The organism is Paraplanobispora takensis (genome assembly GCF_016863195.1).
In the GTDB taxonomy this organism is placed as follows: Bacteria; Actinomycetota; Actinomycetes; order Streptosporangiales; family Streptosporangiaceae; genus Planobispora; species Planobispora takensis.
The window spans coordinates 122,796-138,902 of sequence record NZ_BOOK01000027.1 but is presented as its reverse complement, the minus strand read 5'-3'; the positions used below and the strand labels follow the sequence as shown (position 1 = coordinate 138,902).

The window sequence follows — 16,107 nt, the reverse complement described above, 5'->3', positions numbered from 1 at the left end:
CGGTTTGTCTAAGCCCGCACTCATGCCCGTTACGTGCAGACGCGCGCGAGACATTAGACAATTAGACGATCACGGAGAGTCGCTTTCCACGCCGCGCCACCGTCCCCGGCTGACCTGCCGGACCTTGCCTTGCGTGTCGAGCTGGTTGAGCCGCCAGTACACCCAGGGACGGCTCATGCCGGTCGCCTCCATCAGTTGAGGCACGCTCACCCCTTCGTCGGGGGCGTCGTGCAGGGCGGCGTGGAGGGCTCCCTCCGCGATCTCCTGAGCGGTCTTGCGGTCGTGTTGCCGTACGGTCTCCGGCTCCTCCGCCATGTCGTCCGAACTGTCCTCGACGGCGGTCTCGGACACCGGGTCGAGGGCGGGCCGGCGGGGTGCGTGCCTGCCCGCCGCGTGCCGTACGGTCTCGTCTTCCAGTAGGTAGGTACGGGCACGACGCGGGATGTCGTGCTCAGGCGCACTGATGAGGAACTTGCCGGGGGCGTTGAGCGCGTCGGCATGCCATCCGGCCTTGTGCATGCCCTGTCCGAGGATCAGATCGACATCACGGCGCTCCCGAACCCGGAAGGAGATCCGTACATCCATCTGGGAACGGACGGCGCTGTTGCCCATGGCCTTCTGCGAGGGGCGTTGCGTGGCGGCTATGAGCGTGGTCGCGGGGGCGCGCCCGCGACGGGCGATGGAGTCGGCGTAGCGCACCGCTCCCGGGGCGTCGTCGACGAGTTCGGCGTACTCGTCGATGAGCACGATCAGCGCGGGAGCCTCGGATGAGGGCTCCCAGGTACGTTCCCCGCGCTGGGCGAGCGTCGCCGCTCTCGCATCCAGAACGGCGACGGCGTCCCTCAGGAGCGTCTCCGCCTCTCTGGGAGTGGTGGCGATCCTGTCGAGGCAGGACGCCCAGGGGAGAAGCTCCATGCCGCGCTTGAGATCGATGCCCCACACGATCACGTCGGGACAGGCGGAGAGGTTGCCCATGACGACGTTGACCCCGCCGCTCTTGCCCGACCCCGCGACGCCTCCCACGAGGGCGTGACGGCGGAGCAGGGAGACGAGAACGGGACTGCCGTCCTCGAAGACGCCCAGCTCGATCGGCTGGGTGATCGAGGTGGCGGACGGACCTGGCCATCCGATGGCGTCGGCGTGCGGGTCGGTCTCGATGATCCGCAGCTCCAGCCGGTTGGCGCGCTCGGGGATCGGCTGGATACGGGCGGCTCCCCTGCGGGTGCCGAGACCCGACTCGATGGCGGGCAGCTTCCCGATCGCCTCCTCCACGGTCTGCCCGCGAGCGAGCGCGATCCTGGCACGCCACCCCCACAGGTCCACCACGGCGGACTGAATGCGGGATCCGGCCAGACCGATCGCCTCCGCGATCTCCGGCCAGGCGTTCAGAGTGCGCTCCACACGGACCCGGGCGCGTCTACGACGGTGCGCCCACCACGGGATGGCGAAGAGGAATCCGCCGATGCCGAGCACGGCCGGGAGCGGTGGAGTGAACGGGTCGAGCGCGGCGGCAGCGGCGAGCCATCCGCCGATCAACAGGACGGTCGCGGCGGCGTAGCCGCGTTCTATGGGACGGGTCAGGTTGACCCACCGGCCGAAGAAGGCCAGTGCCCACGCGATGACTCCGGTGAGGATCAGGACGGTCGGCCACCACGTCGGGTAGGCGGCGTGCAGGATCATCCCGGTGACGAGCGTGAACAGCGCCGTGGTGAACGGTGCGAACTCGGAACGGTAACGCCAGAACCAGCGCCCGATGACGACCAGGAGCACGGAGCCGAAGTCCATGTCGTCGGTGAGGAGCACCATCGGTTCCACGCCGGACCGGCGGAGCCGGCGGGCGTTGCGTCGTATCCGACGACGGGAGATGCGGCGTCTTCTCATCGGGCATCACCGCCGTCCAGCTCATCGCGCAGATACCAGAGGTGGTCGGACTCGCCTTCGTGGTGGGCGGACAGGGTGGCACGAGCGGCGGCGATGAGATTGGCGCGAGAGTGACGGGCACGAGCGAGATCGGCACGGAGCCGGGCGACCTCGGCGATCAGGGTGAATGTGTCGTCCAGGGCGGCGAAGACGTGCTGCCACAGGTCGGCCAGGCTCAGGGTTGAGCGGGAGAAGGCGGTGACGAGCTGGCGAGCGATCTGGTTGCGGGTGAGGGCCTCCTGGAGATCACGGTCGGGGTAGGGGTGAGTGTTGGGCACTAGGCATCCCTCCTTCGGTCGGTGGGCGGGGTCATGAGCCGGTCAGCCAGCGCAGCGCGGCGCTGATCAGGCGGCGGATGTCCGGGGCGAGGGCGGTGGCGGCCAACAGGAAGCCGCACAGCAGGCAGACGAGTGCCTGCCACAGCCGCAGGTGCAGGTAGCGCCAGGCGATGAAGACGATCGCGCCCAGCAGCAGGACCAGGGGAATCGAGACGGTCAACGGGGATCACCTCCTTTCGCGGGTACGGGATCGGGCGCGGGGGGTTAGAGGCCGTCGTGGTGGGCCTTGCGGCGGTGCCAGCGGGCACGGGCGCGGCACTTGCGGCACCGGTCGGTGCCGGGGTCGGTCAGCGCGCCGCAAGGGCAGCGGCGGCCGTGTGGGGTGATAGCGCGCATCAGGGGGTCACCTCCTCACGTCGTGGGGTTCGGGCTCGGCGTCGGGGGAGCGCTGGACATGCGCGCCCAGCAGGTGGCGGGTGAGGGCCTGGACGAGAGTGCGGGGCGGAGCGGTCAGGTCTGTCCGGCGGTCTTCGGCGCGGATACCGATGGTCAGAGTGAGGAACAGCAGCAGCACGCCGGCGGCAAGGAACACCGCGAGATAGACGACGAACAGCGGAACGTTCATGACTCGGGCCTCCTCGGACAGGTCATGGAGAGCCGCGTCGAGGAGTGGCGCGGAGGCGTCGTCGCAGGTTGTAGGGTGAGCGTCTTTCTCATGGGGCATCCCTCCTCCTGGTTGACTCTAGGTAGAACGTCGAACGTAGTACGTTGACGAATGTACGTCCAACGTAGTACGTTCTGTCAAGAGTTCCCGAGCCGAGAAAACGAGAAAGACTGGAACCCGCCGGATTCTGGTTGGGAGACCTCAGATGGTGGAGATCAAAGCCCCTGTATCCCGCTGGAAGCAGGTCGCCGATTACCTGCGGGAACAGATCCTCACGGGCGCCTTTCCCTCCGGCCAGCCCTTGCCGTCCGAGCAGCAGTTAGCCGACGAGTTCGGCCTGTCCCGCCCGACCATCCGCCAGGCGATCAACGAGCTGAAGAGTGAGGGCCTGGTCGAGGTCAAGCGCCCTCGCGGCACCTTCGTCCGCTCGCCGTACGCCCGCCCCTCCCAGACGGAAGAGCGCGGCCTGACTCATGATGCGGACGGGCGGTATGCCGATGCCGGCGACATCGCCTGGCGGGATCTGGGCGATCCCGATTTCTATCGGGAGGATGCCACCGTGACCCACACCGAACTCCTCGGGATTCCGGCAGGAGAACCCATGCTCGTACGGGCCACCGTCCAGATCGCAGGCGACGCGCGCCGCTCCCACAAGCTGATCATGCCGTTCAGCGTCGCGACGGAGACGCCGTGGGCCGACGACCCCAGGCTGCCGGAGCCGGGTGATCTGTACGCCCACTTTGAGGCGAGCGCAAAGGGCCTGCACTGGACGGAGCACGTACGCGCCCGGATGCCCATGCCGGACGAGGCCGCAGCGCTCAACCTCCTTCCCGGCACGCCGCTTCTCCAGGTCACCAGGATCACGCACGCGGGCAAGACGCCAGTAGTCATGGAGGAGATCGCCGTACGCGGAGACGCGCTGGAGGTCTCCTATCCCCTGCCGTTGCACAAGACGCGAGCCACGAAATAGGCCGGGGGGACCGACTGATGATTCGGTCCCCACCCGGCATGCGGCGGCGCGGAGGAAGCCGGGCCTGCCCAGTTGGCTGAAAACCGGGCGGCTTCCCCCGCGCCTGCTCTACTGGATCTCGCCTCGCAGGAGGCGTTCCCAGAACTCCCGTGCCTTGTGGATAGGCATCCGGTGCGTCTCCTCGATGACGTGGCCGTCCGCCAGGCGCACTGTGCGTCGTACAAACGCCTGCCCGTTGACGTGACAGAGCTCGTAGCTCACATTCCTGCATCCACAGGTGTAGGCGACGACGCCCACAGGCTGTGGAGGAAGCCACTGCAACGGCTCGCACTCCGGTTGCCGGGGTGCGGGGTGCACGCTGAGGCAGGCCACCTCTTCAAGCCTTCTCACGCCGCGCATCCAGCGTCCCCGTCTTCCAGCTTTGCCTGAGCAGTAAGCAGGGTCAGGGCCTGCGCGATCAGCGCGGCCGTTTCCGGCGTGACACGTCCCAGCTCCACGAACCCGACACCGAACACGTTCACGTCGGCGCGGAGGTACGGCATCGCCTCAGGCAGTCCCACTGCACTGAGTGAATCCTTAAGATCGCGTACGGCATGCTGCGCCCGAGCCCAAGCCCTGACGTAACCCTTGCCCTCCTCCAGGACGAAGGCGGGATCTCCATCGATCCGGGCGAGTTGCTCGTCTCTCATGAGATGCGACCTCCTCCGTGAACGGCACGGAGTCGATGACGCTGTACATCGTCGAATTCGCACCACACGGCCTTGCCGCGCCCCGCCGGCTTCACGCCCCAGCGGTCGGCGTACCGCTCCACCAGGAGCAGACCCCTCCCGCCCAAGTCCAATGCACTCGGTGTCCTGACCGAAGGCAGGTTGACCGGATCTCCGTCCCGAACCTCAAGACGCAACGTCTCCGCCGCGTACGCGAGGAGAAGTGTCACGTCCTGCTCGCCGTTCGAGTGCTGGATGGCGTTGGTCACCAGCTCGGATGCGGCGAGTTCAACGGACTCGACGACCTGGGGAAGACGCCACCTGTCCAGCGTCATTCGGACCCATGCACGCGTACGCCCGACCCCTTGCGGAACGGGCGGGACGGTCACTGCCCTGGAGAGACAATCGTCAGGCACGTCCGGCATCCGGATCTTCCGCGACTCGTCAGCCAACTCGTCCCCGCAGAGAAGATTTCTTCGCCGCAGCACGGTCCCACCTCCCTTCTCAGCCAGAAGAGACGGCATCCTGTGCTCGTCCTGTCTGATGGGGAGTCTGTCTGTTAACTTCAGACCAGCCCATGAACCACCGATGCACCACCAGTGCACCGGCAATGCACCTCCCTCGTCCCCCGCCTAGGGAGCTGTTGTCCGTGGAAGTCGTCGACCAGTGGACCGGCCAGCTCGCCGGCGCGCTTCAGAAGGCACTCCGGCTGACCAACGAAGGGTTCGCCGGAGAGCTCGGTACGGCGGTGCGGACCGTGGCCAAGTGGAACGCGGAGCCGGAGCTCGTCCCGGTGCCGGAGATCCAGCGGGCGTTGGACACTTTGCTCTGCCGGGCGCCCGAGGATGCGAGAGCGCGGTTTGCCCGGATCGCTGCCACTGAGTCGATGTCTCCAGATGAGGCGGTCCGTTCAAGGAGGTTGCTCACCAGCGTTGGCGGTGCTCCCTCATCGGAAGCGGAAAGACGGCTCGCCGACGATCGGAACATCACCGCCGCGCTGCAGTGGCTGGATAAGCAGACGGGTGGGAGTCCCGGACGCAGCCGAAAGGCGGTGGCGGAGCGGCTCGCGAGTATCGACCCCTGCGAGCTACAGGATCGGGGTCGCCGACGCATCCTTATCAGCAGAGAGCAGATTGCGAACGCGCTCACCGAGTACTACGCCACCGGTCTTGGGGAGCATCAGCCGTACAGCACACAGGTGGATGGCCAGTCTGTCGCGACCAGCGTTCTCGTCAGGAAGCAGTGGCTTGACCTGGGGCTGGATCTCGCCGAAGGCGATCGGCTCCGACTGGATGATGATCCCGAAGCAGTCGTTTCCGTTGTGGTCGACGAGCTGGGCGCGGACGCGGCGACGCAACGCCTGGCGGAGACCCTCATCACCAACGCCCGCATCATCAATTCCCCTCTCTACAGGCTGACCGGGATCGATGTCTCTCATGAAGCGATCGAGGGGACCGTGGGTGTCACGGACTTCGTGAGCTACGCACTCACCATGGATCTCCTAGAAGCAGAGCTCATCGACGCTCTCGCCGAGGGCAGGCCCATGGTGCCCGGCAGTCTGCCGTTGCGTGACCGGTACCTGCCCGACGTGAACACCGTGGTCAACGTGGATCGGCGTCTGTGCGCGGGTGGGGCGCTCGCGCTGTTCGCGGTCGCCCGTCCCGGAAGTCGAGCACGTCGCGGCACCCCTGACTACCTATTGCTGATCCAGGAACGTTCCGGCCACGTGCTGAACTCGGCTCGCCGACTGGCCGTGATCCCGAAGGCGTTCCACGAGCCGCTCGTCGACTACGCGGACGACACGCAGCTCGCGGCGACCCTGGAGCGCGAGATGGAGGAAGAGCTCTTCGGGAGGGACGACGTCGACTCTACCGAGGGCGGCCTGGTCGACGCGGACCCGATGCACCCAACCCGCCTGTCAGAGCCCATGCGGTGGCTGTACGACCGCGCCGGAGGCTCTCACTGGCGCATGGAATGCACGGGGTTCGGGCTCAACCTGGTGAGCGGTAATTTCGAGTTCGCGAGCTTGATCGTCATAGAAGACGAGGAGTGGTGGACTCGGTACGGCGGCCGGATAAGGGCCAATTGGGAGTCACACGGCCTGAGGAGGTACTCCACCCTGGATCGTTCCGTGCTCAAGTCTCTGACTCTCGACCCAGCCTGGAGCAACGAGGGCCTCTTTGCTCTGACGCATGGTCTCCGACGTCTGGCCGACATCGATGATCAGCGGGTGAACCTTCCGACTATCGAATAGGAACCGTAACGGTTATGGCTGATAACTGGTACACGGGCAATGCGAACGATGACGCTGAGGAGAACCGGGGGTGGATCCTCGGGCACTTCATGGACCCGGACACGGGAGGTGTCCGCAGGACCGAAGACCTCGAAGTGAAGTGGGGGATCCACCCTGCAGGCCAGGAGCGTCACGAGTGGACCTCTAGCGACGACAGGACCGCGCTCATAGTCCTCGTTCAGGGACGCTTTCGCCTTAACCTCACGGTTGGCAGCGTGACCTTAGCCCGACAGGGTGACTACGTCGTCTGGGGGCCAGGCATTGACCACTCCTGGCAGGCAGAAGAAGACTCGACTGTGATCACTGTGCGCTGGCCATCCATAAGTTAGTAGGCGTCATAACCGTTTGGAAAAATGCAAATATAATAAATGGGTAATTTGCGGCCAACCTAGAACTTCTGAGTTCGCTTTAGTTAGGCTTATGTTAAGGGGGTGGAGAGCTGAATAGCGGACGATGGCGGGAGAGTAGGCTCTTCATAATTGTCATAGTATTAAGCGCGATGGCAGCAACTCCCGCTGTGCTCACGGTTGCCAAGGTAACAAATCCTTGGATTCTAGGCGGAGCTGCCGCTGGCGCAGCAATACTCCTTTTTCTCGCGGGAGTTTGGCAGGATCGATATAAGAAGATAATCTCTTCCCGAGATGACATATCTCTAAAATTCAAGGAGGAATGTCTCACTTTTCAAGATGGCCTCCCTCCTAAAGTTCGTCAGCTTATTAACCCAATTGCATTAGGGGTTCACTCTTCTATACCGTTAACCAATCACGAGGCGAGCAAGGGGCATGTGCCTCCTTACGTTTCCAGGGATATTGATTCGGAACTTCGTGCGCAACTCCTGGAGGGTGGATTTATACTAATCGTAGGTGATTCCACCGCAGGGAAATCGCGAGCCGCATTTGAAGCCATGCGCCAAACGCTTCATGAGCATACACTGATTGCGCCACGCGGGATGGGCGGCCTACGTGTTGCTATTACATATGCTTTGCGTTGCCAGAAAGCAGTCCTATGGCTAAATGATCTAGAATTCTATCTGCGCCCAGGCGGGCTTTCCAGGGAAGACATCATTCGCCTGGTTACGGGAGATAGATCTTCGAACGTGGTCCTAGCTACTATACGTTCGGCTGAACAAGACCGCCTTCTGCGGGAGCACTCTGACTCTGAGGGCTCAGGGGCGCCAACAGAGCGTGGCGTAAGAGAAGTATTTGAACAAGCATATCAAATCCGTATACGGAGGAAATTTAGCCAAAATGAGGTTGGTCGTGCTCGTGAGCTGGCAAATGATTCACGCATCGCCATGGCGTTGCAGCATAGCGGAACATTCGGTTTAGCCGAATATTTAGCGGCAGGCCCAGCTCTCCTGCGTGACTACGAGAATGCTTGGGACATCGGAGTTAACCCAAGGGGTGCTGCACTCGTATCTGCTGCTATTGATTGCAGGAGAGTAGGCTTTCTTGATTCTATTCCTCGTGGATTATTGGATCAGCTTCATGAGACTTATCTAGTCGAAGCAGGTGGCCATCGACTGAGACCTGAGTCGCTTGAGGATGCTTGGGAGTGGGCAACGCGTCCACGATACGCGACGACGGCTTTACTTACGACTAGCTCAAAAGAGGATGCGGTCGATGTATTTGACTATCTAGTGGATTTAAAGCAATCAACTCAAGTCGGGCAATGGTATGCGTCCAGTGAATTTATTGGCCATGCCTTAGCATATGCATCAGCCTCTGATTCTTTAGCTCTTGGAGAACATGCCTACTGGGCACGCCTGCTTTCTATTGGAAAAATTGCGTTTCGTCGAGCGCTGACGCTCTATGGAAAAACTAATGATGTACAGGGGCAGGCTAATGCATTCAAAGGAATCGGCGATATTAGTCATGCTGAGGATGATTATGCTGAAGCTGAGAAAATGTTCCAACGTGCCTGGGTTCTGTATAAGTCTATCAATGACCTAGGCGGCCAAGCCAAGGTTGCTCGCAGTCTTAGTGCTGTAGCAGCTGATAGTGATAAATGGGCTCACGCCGTGCAAGTTTATATGGAAATCGAAAAACTTCTTAGATCAATCCAAGATGGATGGGGAGGAATATATGTATGGAATGGATTGTCGGACTTGTTTTACCATAAAAACAGCTATGGTCCTCACGGCGACTTATATGAGGTCGCTAACAGCATGCACGATTCCATACTTTCGTGGGCAACCAAAGCTGCTTCTAGTGACCATGAACCTTGGAGTAAGAGTTCAGGCGATGACGTTGACCTAGGCGAGATTTCAGAATTGTACGAACGAATCGCCAGGATGTACGAGGATATAGGCGATTGGATCGGTCAAGGTTATGCGATGAAGGTCCTTGGTTCTATTTCTGAATTGTCATCAAATTTGAGTAGCGCTGTTGATTATTATGAGAAATCGTGGATGCTTTATCGTAATTCTGCAACCAGGCTTACAGCCCTCAGTGACGGTGCCGTCGGAAGGTCGGAAGTTACCCGCTATTGTGACGAATATAACCGCATAGCTGATGCTTATCGTGAGCAGAATGATCAAAGCCTTCCGAATTTCAGATATTCCGAAAAGCAGCTAGAAGTGATACGTAACCTTGATCGTGCTGCGCGTAATCTTGGACACGCCCGATCTAATTACCGTTCCGTCATCAATAATATCGATCTTTCTATCCTGAGAGATAGCATAAAAGACCTATGCGGTCAAGCGAAACATCTGCATTTACAATTGGCCTCACGGCCTATTGATGCTGTGCTGCGCGAGAGGCTTTCGATAATTATTGATGACATAGATACATCTCCATCTGTGAGAATCTTATTGGATCTCCCTTCTGTGGACAAGTGGACCAATTGATCATTGTTTGGATTGTGTGAGGTTGAGTGATCTAATTCCATGATCTACGGATTGAAGCATTAAATATCTCGCCCTGGAGCTGTTATCGCCTATGCTTGTGTTTAATCAATTCGACTTTCTGTTCTGATCGGCTTTCGTGATTCTATTAGGATATTTCGATGGAGGTAATTTTGTATTGTCCGCCAAGGTGCGGATTTTCGTTTAAGTGTTCTTCTAGTGCAGGTAAGAGCTCGCGAGTTGTTGTCATCGTGAGCTCCCACTCCTGGACCTCTTCCACGAGGTCCTTCCACCAGCGGAGCGAACGGATCGGACCGGCAATGCGGACCTCCGCCGCGAGTCTCGCCTGAAGGATGCTCCGGGCGAGCGCAACCGCCTCCTGCTCGCTCTCCGCCGTTGTGAACGCGCGTACGTACTCCGCCATCGGTCCCGTTCCCTTGGTGTCCGAGGTGAAAGATCGTCGAGCGCTTCAACCATAGTTCGCGGTCCCCGGACGCGGCAGAGGGCACGAGAAGGTGAGCAATCAGGTGAGCAGTTCGCCGACGTACGCCGGTGTCCGCTGACGTACGGCTTCCCAGCTCAGGACGCTTGCGGACACCGGCGGACGCTACATCAGATCACTGCTAATGCGGTTTGGGTTTACCGCCCATCCGGGGTTCAAATCCCCGAGCCTCCGCAGATCAAAGGCCCTCTTCCCATCTCGGGGAGAGGGCCTTTTCGGTTCTTCGGGGGTCCGGTGGTCAGGTGCGCAGGCCGCGCAGGAGGGTGAGCAGGGCCTGTTCGGCTTCGGGGCGGGGGTGGCCGGCGCCGACGAGGAGGGCGGTCTCGATGGCGGCGCCCAGCAGGATGCGGGCCAGGACGTCGGTGGGCTGGGGACGGATCAGGCCTTCGGCCACGGCCTGGGTGAGGGCGGCCTCGATCAGGCCGAGGCCGTGGCGGGACTCGATCTGCCGCCAGGTCTCCCAGCCGAGTACGGCGGGGGCGTCCAGGAGGGCGATGCGCCGGACGCCGGGCAGTTCGCAGGCGTCGAGGAAGATCGTGATGCCCTTTTCCAGAGCCGGCCAGGTGCCGGTGGCCGTGACCGTCGCGATCCGGGCGGTCAGCTCGGTCTCCAGTTCCTCGAAGACGGCCTGGAAGAGGGCGCGCTTGTCGCCGAACTGGTGCTGCAGGGCGCCGCGCGTCACGCCGGCCGCGGTGACGATCTCCTCGGCGGGCACCGCCGCGTAACCCTTCTCGGCGAACAGGGAGCGGGCGGCGGCGAGCAGGGCGGCCCGGGTCGCCCTGGTGCGGTCCTCCTGAGTGCGTCTCACGCGGTCAGTCTGGCAGGGCGAACTCCCTGACGAGATCGGCCACCACGCCGGGCCGGTCCTCGGTGATGAAGGTGTAGGAGTCGGTGACCGTCTCCAGCCGCGCGTCGGGGAGCCGCCCGGCCAGCCGGTGGGCCAGGGAGAGGGGGAACAGGCGTTCTTCCTGCGCCCAGACGAGCAGGACGGGCCGGTCGAAGTCCTTGAGCTCCTCGAACGCGGCCAGGGTGTGCCGGGGGTGGACACCCCGCAGGACCTTGCCCAGGTCCCGCCGGATCGCAGGGCTGCGCCGCATCGGCGTCAGGTAGGAGTCGGTGACCGCGGCCGGGAGGGGCCGCTTGGAGACGAGGCCGAAGACGAGCGGCAGCCGGTGCAGCGCGCGCAGCCGGGTGGCCTGGGCGATCAGCCAGGTCGTGCCGGGCAGCCACGCCAGTTTGGGGAGGAACTTGAACGGCTGGGGGAAGAACACCTCCAGCGCGTCGCAGGAGGCGAGCACGACCCGGCCGACGCGGGCGGGCATGCGGGCCATGAGGATCTGGACGAAGGCGCCTCCGGTGTCGTTGGCCACGAGCGTGACGTCGCGGAGGTCGAGGGCCTCCAGGAAGGCGTCGATCAGGGAGGCGACGCCCGGCGGGTCGAGGACGGCCTCCGGGCGCATCGGCAGGTCGTGAGCCCCCAGCGGCCAGGTCGGCACGATGCAGCGCAGCCCCGCGGCGGCCAGCGGCGGCACCTCGTGGCGCCAGATGCCGGCGTTGGTGAGGAGGCCGTGCACGAACACGACGGGCGGACCGGCACCCTCCTCCTGATAGGCGATGGTTCCCTGCGGCAGTGTCACGGTCTTCATGGTCTCAATGTTTCATACATTCGGAATGAATGTAAGTGCGAACCGTGGACGGCGTCGATCGGAGCCGAGCCGGTGAGGGCGTGCTCGCCCGCGAGGGGGTCGACGGCGGCGACCCAGAAACCGCCGTCGCGGTTGCGGTGGGTGCGCAGCGTCTCGATGAACTCGCGCCGAGCCCGGGCGTGCTCGGGGCTGCCGTACCGCAGGCCGGCGAACAGGGCGTGGTGGGGCGCCGCCACCGCGTCCAGCCGGTCGTCGCAGACCACCGTGGGCTCGGCCGTACCGAGATCGAGGATGAGCACCGAATCGGCCAGCACCAGCCATTGCAGGGTGTCACCGGTACGGCGCAGCATCACGGCCGTGGCCGAGGGGGACCCGGCGTGCAGCAGGTCGCAGGTGTCCCCATGCATGGAGGCGACCTGCCTGATACCGGAGGCGAAGACCTCGGTCAGGGAGCCGGGGTTCCGATTCAGTTCGGCCAGCAGGGTGGAACCGAGCGTGCGGGAGTACCACGCCACGCTGTGCGAGCAGCCCGACTCCAGCCCGGCCGGATCCCCGGCCCCGTCCAGGAGGACGACCGCGTCCGGGGTCGCGCCGACGAAGTCCTCGTTCGGCCGGTCGGGGCGGGCTGGTTCGCCGGCGAACGTGACGGGCACGCTCTCGGTCCTCCTCGTGGCGGGCAGGTGCCTTCATCCTCCATGGGGATCGGGCGCCTTGATTTTGCGCCGTGCCGCGTCCCGTCCGAGGACCGGCGATCGGGTCACCCGGTCCTGCGGTTCCTGTCGTATTCCTCGACCAGTTCGAGGAACTCGGATTCGGAGGCGGCGAACTTCGTGACGCCCTTCTCCGGATCGGTGGTCACGAAGTACAGCCAGGGCCCGGCGGCCGGCTTCAGGGCGGCGTCGATGGCGGCCTCGCCCGGGTTGCCGATCGGGCCGGGCGGCAGGCCGCGACGGAGGTAGGTGTTGTACGGCGAGCGGCTCGTCACATCCTTGACCGACGCCGTGCCGGGGCGCTTGCCGAGGCCGTACAGGACCGTGCTGTCCAGTTCCAGCCGCAGCTCGGGCCTGTGATCGAGCCGGTTGTAGACGACCCGCGCGATCTTGGGCATGTCGGCCGCGGTGGTGGCCTCGGCCTGGACGATGCTGGCCACGGTCAGGATCTCCAGCGGCGTGCGGCCGGCGCGTCCGGCGGCGTTCACCAGGTCGGCGTCCTCGGCGGCGCGGTTGAAACGGGCCACCATCGCGGAAAGGATCTCGCCGGGACTCGCGGTGGGTGAGATCTCGTAGACGCCGGGGAAGGCGAACCCCTCCAGCCCGCCCCCGGCGTAGGCCGGAAGGCCGCGGACCCCGCCCTTCCCGACGGCCCGCTCGAACTCCCGCACCGGCCTGCCGGTCGCCTTCGAGAGCCGCTTCAGGATGTCCGACAGCCGCGCTCCCTCCCACACGGTCACGGGGACCTTCCCCCGGCCGGTCTCTCCGGGGCCCGGCGGTTCCGTCACCACGGGGGTCCCGGCGGCGCCCTGCCCGGTGAGCGTCGCCGGGACCGGTGCCCGGGAGGACAGGCTCTGGCCCACGAGCACGGACCCGGCCGCCACCGCGACGACGGCCGCCGCGGCGGTCAGGGCGAGACCTCGGCGGCGGGGCCGGTTCCCGGAGCCGTGAAGGGACCCGGAGCCGTGAAGGGACCCGGAGCCGCGGAGGAACCGGTCCGGCGGGGGCGGCTGCTCCTCGTGCGCCATGTCGGAAAGAGTCTCGCGCAGCAGATCCTCGATGTTCATCGGAGCTCCCTCACGGCGTTCAGCTCGGGTGCGGCCTTCTTCAGGCGGTCCAGCGAGCGGTGGATCTGGCTGCGGACCGATCCCACCCCGATCCCGAGCACCCGCGCGATCTCGGTCTCGGACAGGTCCTCGAAGTACCGCAGGACGAGGACGGCCCGCTGCCGGGGCGTCAGCCGGGCGAGGGCCGAGCGCATCACCAGGCGCAGGTCGACGGTCTCGGCGTGCCCCTCGCCGGCCCGGTCGGGCAGCCAGCCGGTGGACACCTCCGTGACACGCGAACGGCGGCGCCACCGGCTCACCTGCTCGTGGTACATGGCGCGGCGGACGTAGCCCTCGATGGCCGCCGGGTCGCGCAGGCCGCGCCATCGGGCAGCCGTCTTCGCCAGCGCCGACTGCACCAGATCCTCGGCGGCGTGCCGGTCACCGGTCAGCAGGTACGCCGTACGGAACAGCGCGGCCGACCGATCGGTGACGAGCTCCCGGAACGCCGTCGCAAACCCTGGATCCACCCGGTCCTCCTCGTTGCGATGTCACCAAGCAAGGACGCGGGCGGGTCTCGGATCTATGCCGGTACGGTTCGGCCGGGCGTCACGCGCCGCCGGTCACGGCGATGACCTGGCCGGTGATGCCGGTGTTGGCCGCCGAGCCCAGGTAGACCACCGCGTTCGCGACCTCGGAGGCCTCCAGCAGGCGGCCGATCGGGGCCCTCTCGCTGTAGATGTGGCCCGCCGCCTCGACGATCGCGCCGTTGCGGGCGGTCCTGGTCAGGCCCGGCATGACGACGTTGGACAGGATGTCACCGTCGCGGCCGAGGCTGAAGGCGACCGAGCGGCTGAACCCGTGCAGGGCCCCCTTGGCCGCTCCGTAGTACTCGCCGCCGGCCATGCCGTCGGTGGCGATGCTGGAGGAGATGTGGACGAGCCGGCCGAAGCCCCGCTCGCGCATGACGGGGGTGACCAGGCGGCTGAGCCGCAGGGCGCCCTCGGTGTTCTCCCTCAGCATGGTCAGCCACTCGTCGTCGGCCACGTCCTCGAAGGAGGCGTCCTGTCCCGCCATCCGGCCCCAGCGGACCGCGTTGTTGACCAGCACGTCTATCCTGCCTGTCCGCGCCAGGACCTCGGCCACCAGGGCGGCGGCCGAGTCCGGCTCGCTCATCGCGTACGGCAGCGCCGTGCCGCCGATGTCCCCGGCCAGCTTCTCGGCCTCCTCGGAGGCGCTGTGGTAGGTGAGGACCACCTCGGCCCCCTCGGCCGCGTAACCCCGGGCGATCTCCCGGCCGATGCCGCCGGAGGCGCCGGTCACGATCACCGTGCGGCCCTTCAGACCCAGATCCATCAGAACTCCTTAAGTGGTTAACTAATTGGGCGGACCGCGCCCTCGGAGAATGAGGGTGCGGATGCTCAGACCAGACTGGTGATGGCCTTGCGCTGGGCCGGCGTCAGACCGGCCAGCCAGGCGACCTCGGCGTCATGCCAGACCTCGGTCACCGGCTTCTGCAGCGCCCTGCCCGCCTCGGTGAGCCAGACCCGCTGGACCCGGGCGTCCGCGTCGTCGCGGCGCCGGACCACCAGGCCCTGCTTCTCCAGGCCGCGCAACACCTGGGTGACGTTGGCGGCGGACACCTTGGCGCATCCGGCCAGCTCGCCCTGGCACAGCCCGTCCTGACGCCAGAGCTGGGCCAGGTAGACCTCCTGGCCCAGCCGCAGGCCCAGTCTTTCCAGGCCTGCGGCGATCTGGCGCTTGTGGGAGCCGAGTCGCGTGATCAGCGCGTACATCGTGCTGTCCAGCAGCGAGTAGCCGTCGTCCATGTCCTCGATTAGTTAACCACTTAAAGAGTCTTCAGCCAAGAGACTTATGCGCCCAGGTCCTGGAAGGTCGAGCTGACCTCGCGGAGCAGCGGGCCGTGCTCCTCGCCCTTGGTCTCCAGAGTCCAGGTGAGGATCTGGTGGAAGTCCTCGGCGCCCTCGACCAGGGTCACCCAGTAGGTGATGCGCACGCCCTGCGCCGTGCCGTGCAGCTCGTACTGCAGGGCCGGGTCGCCGTTGATCGTCAGCTGCTGGGGCCCGGTGACGTTGCTGTTGGTCAGCCGCTTCTGCATCTGCTCGATGACCAGCCTGGCGTAGCCCTCCAGCTCCAGGCTGCTGAGGTTGGCGTCGGACTGCGACTCGGTGATCACCATCAGGTACTGCTCTTTGGCGGTGTTGCCCTGCTGGACCTCGGCCTCGTCGAGGAGGGAGAGCGTCGTCCAGTCACCGGGGACGGTGAGCCTGCTCTTGCCGTCGGTGGCCGTGACCGTCTTGCCGTCCGGGATCTGGGACGTCGTCGGGTCCTCGGTCGCCGGAGGCGAGGAGCTCGGGGCCTCCGACGTCGGAGAGTCCGACGGAGGCGTCGAGGCCGGAGCCGAGCTCGACCCGGCGGTGGGAGTGGTCTTGTCGTCGTCACCCGTCACGACGATGAAGACCACGACCAGCGCGACGATGACCGCGGTGGCCACACCCACGACCC

Annotated in this window: 19 protein-coding genes; 3 read left to right on the top strand and 16 right to left on the bottom strand. The window is 64.7% G+C overall.

Annotated features, from left to right (window positions below):
- Window positions 1–69: 69 nt before the first annotated feature.
- The 5 genes from Pta02_RS18700 to Pta02_RS18685 all read right to left on the bottom strand — a co-directional run bounded on the left by Pta02_RS18700 (window position 70) and on the right by Pta02_RS18685 (window position 2,823).
- A complete protein-coding gene (locus Pta02_RS18700) occupies window positions 70–1,806 on the bottom strand; it encodes a cell division protein FtsK (RefSeq protein ID WP_239130870.1) in 1,737 nt (578 codons plus the stop codon).
- A 71-nt stretch (window positions 1,807–1,877) separates the two neighbouring features.
- A complete protein-coding gene (locus Pta02_RS18695; RefSeq protein WP_203876144.1) occupies window positions 1,878–2,198 on the bottom strand; it encodes a hypothetical protein in 321 nt (106 codons plus the stop codon).
- Window positions 2,199–2,229: 31 nt separating this feature from the next.
- Complete coding sequence (locus Pta02_RS18690; RefSeq protein WP_203876143.1) at window positions 2,230–2,418, bottom strand: hypothetical protein; 189 nt, start codon at window positions 2,416–2,418, stop codon at window positions 2,230–2,232.
- A gap of 44 nt (window positions 2,419–2,462) precedes the next feature.
- Window positions 2,463–2,594: a hypothetical protein gene (locus tag Pta02_RS41950; protein ID WP_275423588.1), complete on the bottom strand. Its 132-nt coding sequence runs from the start codon at window positions 2,592–2,594 to the stop codon at window positions 2,463–2,465.
- 7 nt (window positions 2,595–2,601) lie between these two features.
- Window positions 2,602–2,823 carry a hypothetical protein gene (locus tag Pta02_RS18685; protein ID WP_203876142.1) on the bottom strand — a complete coding sequence of 74 codons (222 nt, stop codon included), beginning with the start codon at window positions 2,821–2,823 and terminating at the stop codon, window positions 2,602–2,604.
- Between the two features lie 244 nt (window positions 2,824–3,067).
- Here Pta02_RS18685 and Pta02_RS18680 point away from each other — a divergent pair, with 244 nt between their 5' ends.
- Window positions 3,068–3,832, top strand: a complete 765-nt coding sequence (locus Pta02_RS18680) for a GntR family transcriptional regulator (RefSeq protein WP_203876141.1) — start codon at window positions 3,068–3,070, stop codon at window positions 3,830–3,832.
- 386 nt (window positions 3,833–4,218) lie between these two features.
- Here the strand turns inward: Pta02_RS18680 and Pta02_RS18675 are convergent, their stop codons facing one another.
- On the bottom strand, window positions 4,219–4,521 hold the full coding sequence (locus Pta02_RS18675; RefSeq protein ID WP_203876140.1) for a hypothetical protein: 303 nt from the start codon (window positions 4,519–4,521) through the stop codon (window positions 4,219–4,221).
- Window positions 4,518–4,964, bottom strand: a complete 447-nt coding sequence (locus tag Pta02_RS18670; RefSeq protein WP_275423589.1) for an ATP-binding protein — start codon at window positions 4,962–4,964, stop codon at window positions 4,518–4,520. The genes Pta02_RS18675 and Pta02_RS18670 overlap by 4 nt, the downstream gene beginning before the upstream one ends.
- 224 nt (window positions 4,965–5,188) lie before the next feature.
- Between Pta02_RS18670 and Pta02_RS18665 the strand changes: the two genes are divergently transcribed.
- Together Pta02_RS18665 and Pta02_RS18660 are read left to right on the top strand one after the other, a co-directional pair.
- Window positions 5,189–6,793, top strand: coding sequence for a hypothetical protein (locus Pta02_RS18665; RefSeq protein WP_203876138.1), 1,605 nt, complete (start codon window positions 5,189–5,191; stop codon window positions 6,791–6,793).
- A 538-nt stretch (window positions 6,794–7,331) separates the two neighbouring features.
- Window positions 7,332–9,680 carry a hypothetical protein gene (locus tag Pta02_RS18660; protein ID WP_203876137.1) on the top strand — a complete coding sequence of 783 codons (2,349 nt, stop codon included), beginning with the start codon at window positions 7,332–7,334 and terminating at the stop codon, window positions 9,678–9,680.
- A 145-nt stretch (window positions 9,681–9,825) separates the two neighbouring features.
- Here Pta02_RS18660 and cutA read toward each other — a convergent pair whose 3' ends face one another.
- The 9 genes from cutA to Pta02_RS18615 form a co-directional block, all read right to left on the bottom strand.
- The gene (gene cutA / locus Pta02_RS18655; RefSeq protein WP_203876136.1) at window positions 9,826–10,101 is read right to left on the bottom strand and encodes a divalent cation tolerance protein CutA; all 276 of its coding nucleotides are present in this window, start codon (window positions 10,099–10,101) and stop codon (window positions 9,826–9,828) included.
- Between the two features lie 316 nt (window positions 10,102–10,417).
- Window positions 10,418–10,987, bottom strand: coding sequence for a TetR/AcrR family transcriptional regulator (locus Pta02_RS18650; RefSeq protein ID WP_203876135.1), 570 nt, complete (start codon window positions 10,985–10,987; stop codon window positions 10,418–10,420).
- 4 nt (window positions 10,988–10,991) lie between these two features.
- A complete protein-coding gene (locus tag Pta02_RS18645) occupies window positions 10,992–11,825 on the bottom strand; it encodes an alpha/beta fold hydrolase (RefSeq protein ID WP_203876134.1) in 834 nt (277 codons plus the stop codon).
- Complete coding sequence (locus Pta02_RS18640) at window positions 11,822–12,478, bottom strand: integrase (protein WP_203876133.1); 657 nt, start codon at window positions 12,476–12,478, stop codon at window positions 11,822–11,824. The genes Pta02_RS18645 and Pta02_RS18640 overlap by 4 nt, the downstream gene beginning before the upstream one ends.
- A 104-nt stretch (window positions 12,479–12,582) precedes the next feature.
- Window positions 12,583–13,602 carry an endolytic transglycosylase MltG gene (gene mltG, locus Pta02_RS18635; RefSeq protein WP_203876132.1) on the bottom strand — a complete coding sequence of 340 codons (1,020 nt, stop codon included), beginning with the start codon at window positions 13,600–13,602 and terminating at the stop codon, window positions 12,583–12,585.
- Window positions 13,599–14,111: a SigE family RNA polymerase sigma factor gene (locus Pta02_RS18630; protein WP_203876131.1), complete on the bottom strand. Its 513-nt coding sequence runs from the start codon at window positions 14,109–14,111 to the stop codon at window positions 13,599–13,601. The genes mltG and Pta02_RS18630 overlap by 4 nt, the downstream gene beginning before the upstream one ends.
- A gap of 79 nt (window positions 14,112–14,190) precedes the next feature.
- On the bottom strand, window positions 14,191–14,937 hold the full coding sequence (locus Pta02_RS18625) for an SDR family NAD(P)-dependent oxidoreductase (RefSeq protein WP_203876130.1): 747 nt from the start codon (window positions 14,935–14,937) through the stop codon (window positions 14,191–14,193).
- 65 nt (window positions 14,938–15,002) lie between these two features.
- On the bottom strand, window positions 15,003–15,410 hold the full coding sequence (locus Pta02_RS18620; RefSeq protein ID WP_203876129.1) for a MarR family winged helix-turn-helix transcriptional regulator: 408 nt from the start codon (window positions 15,408–15,410) through the stop codon (window positions 15,003–15,005).
- A gap of 44 nt (window positions 15,411–15,454) precedes the next feature.
- Window positions 15,455–16,096 carry a superantigen-like protein SSL4 gene (locus Pta02_RS18615; RefSeq protein WP_203876128.1) on the bottom strand — a complete coding sequence of 214 codons (642 nt, stop codon included), beginning with the start codon at window positions 16,094–16,096 and terminating at the stop codon, window positions 15,455–15,457.
- Window positions 16,097–16,107 lie beyond the last annotated feature (11 nt).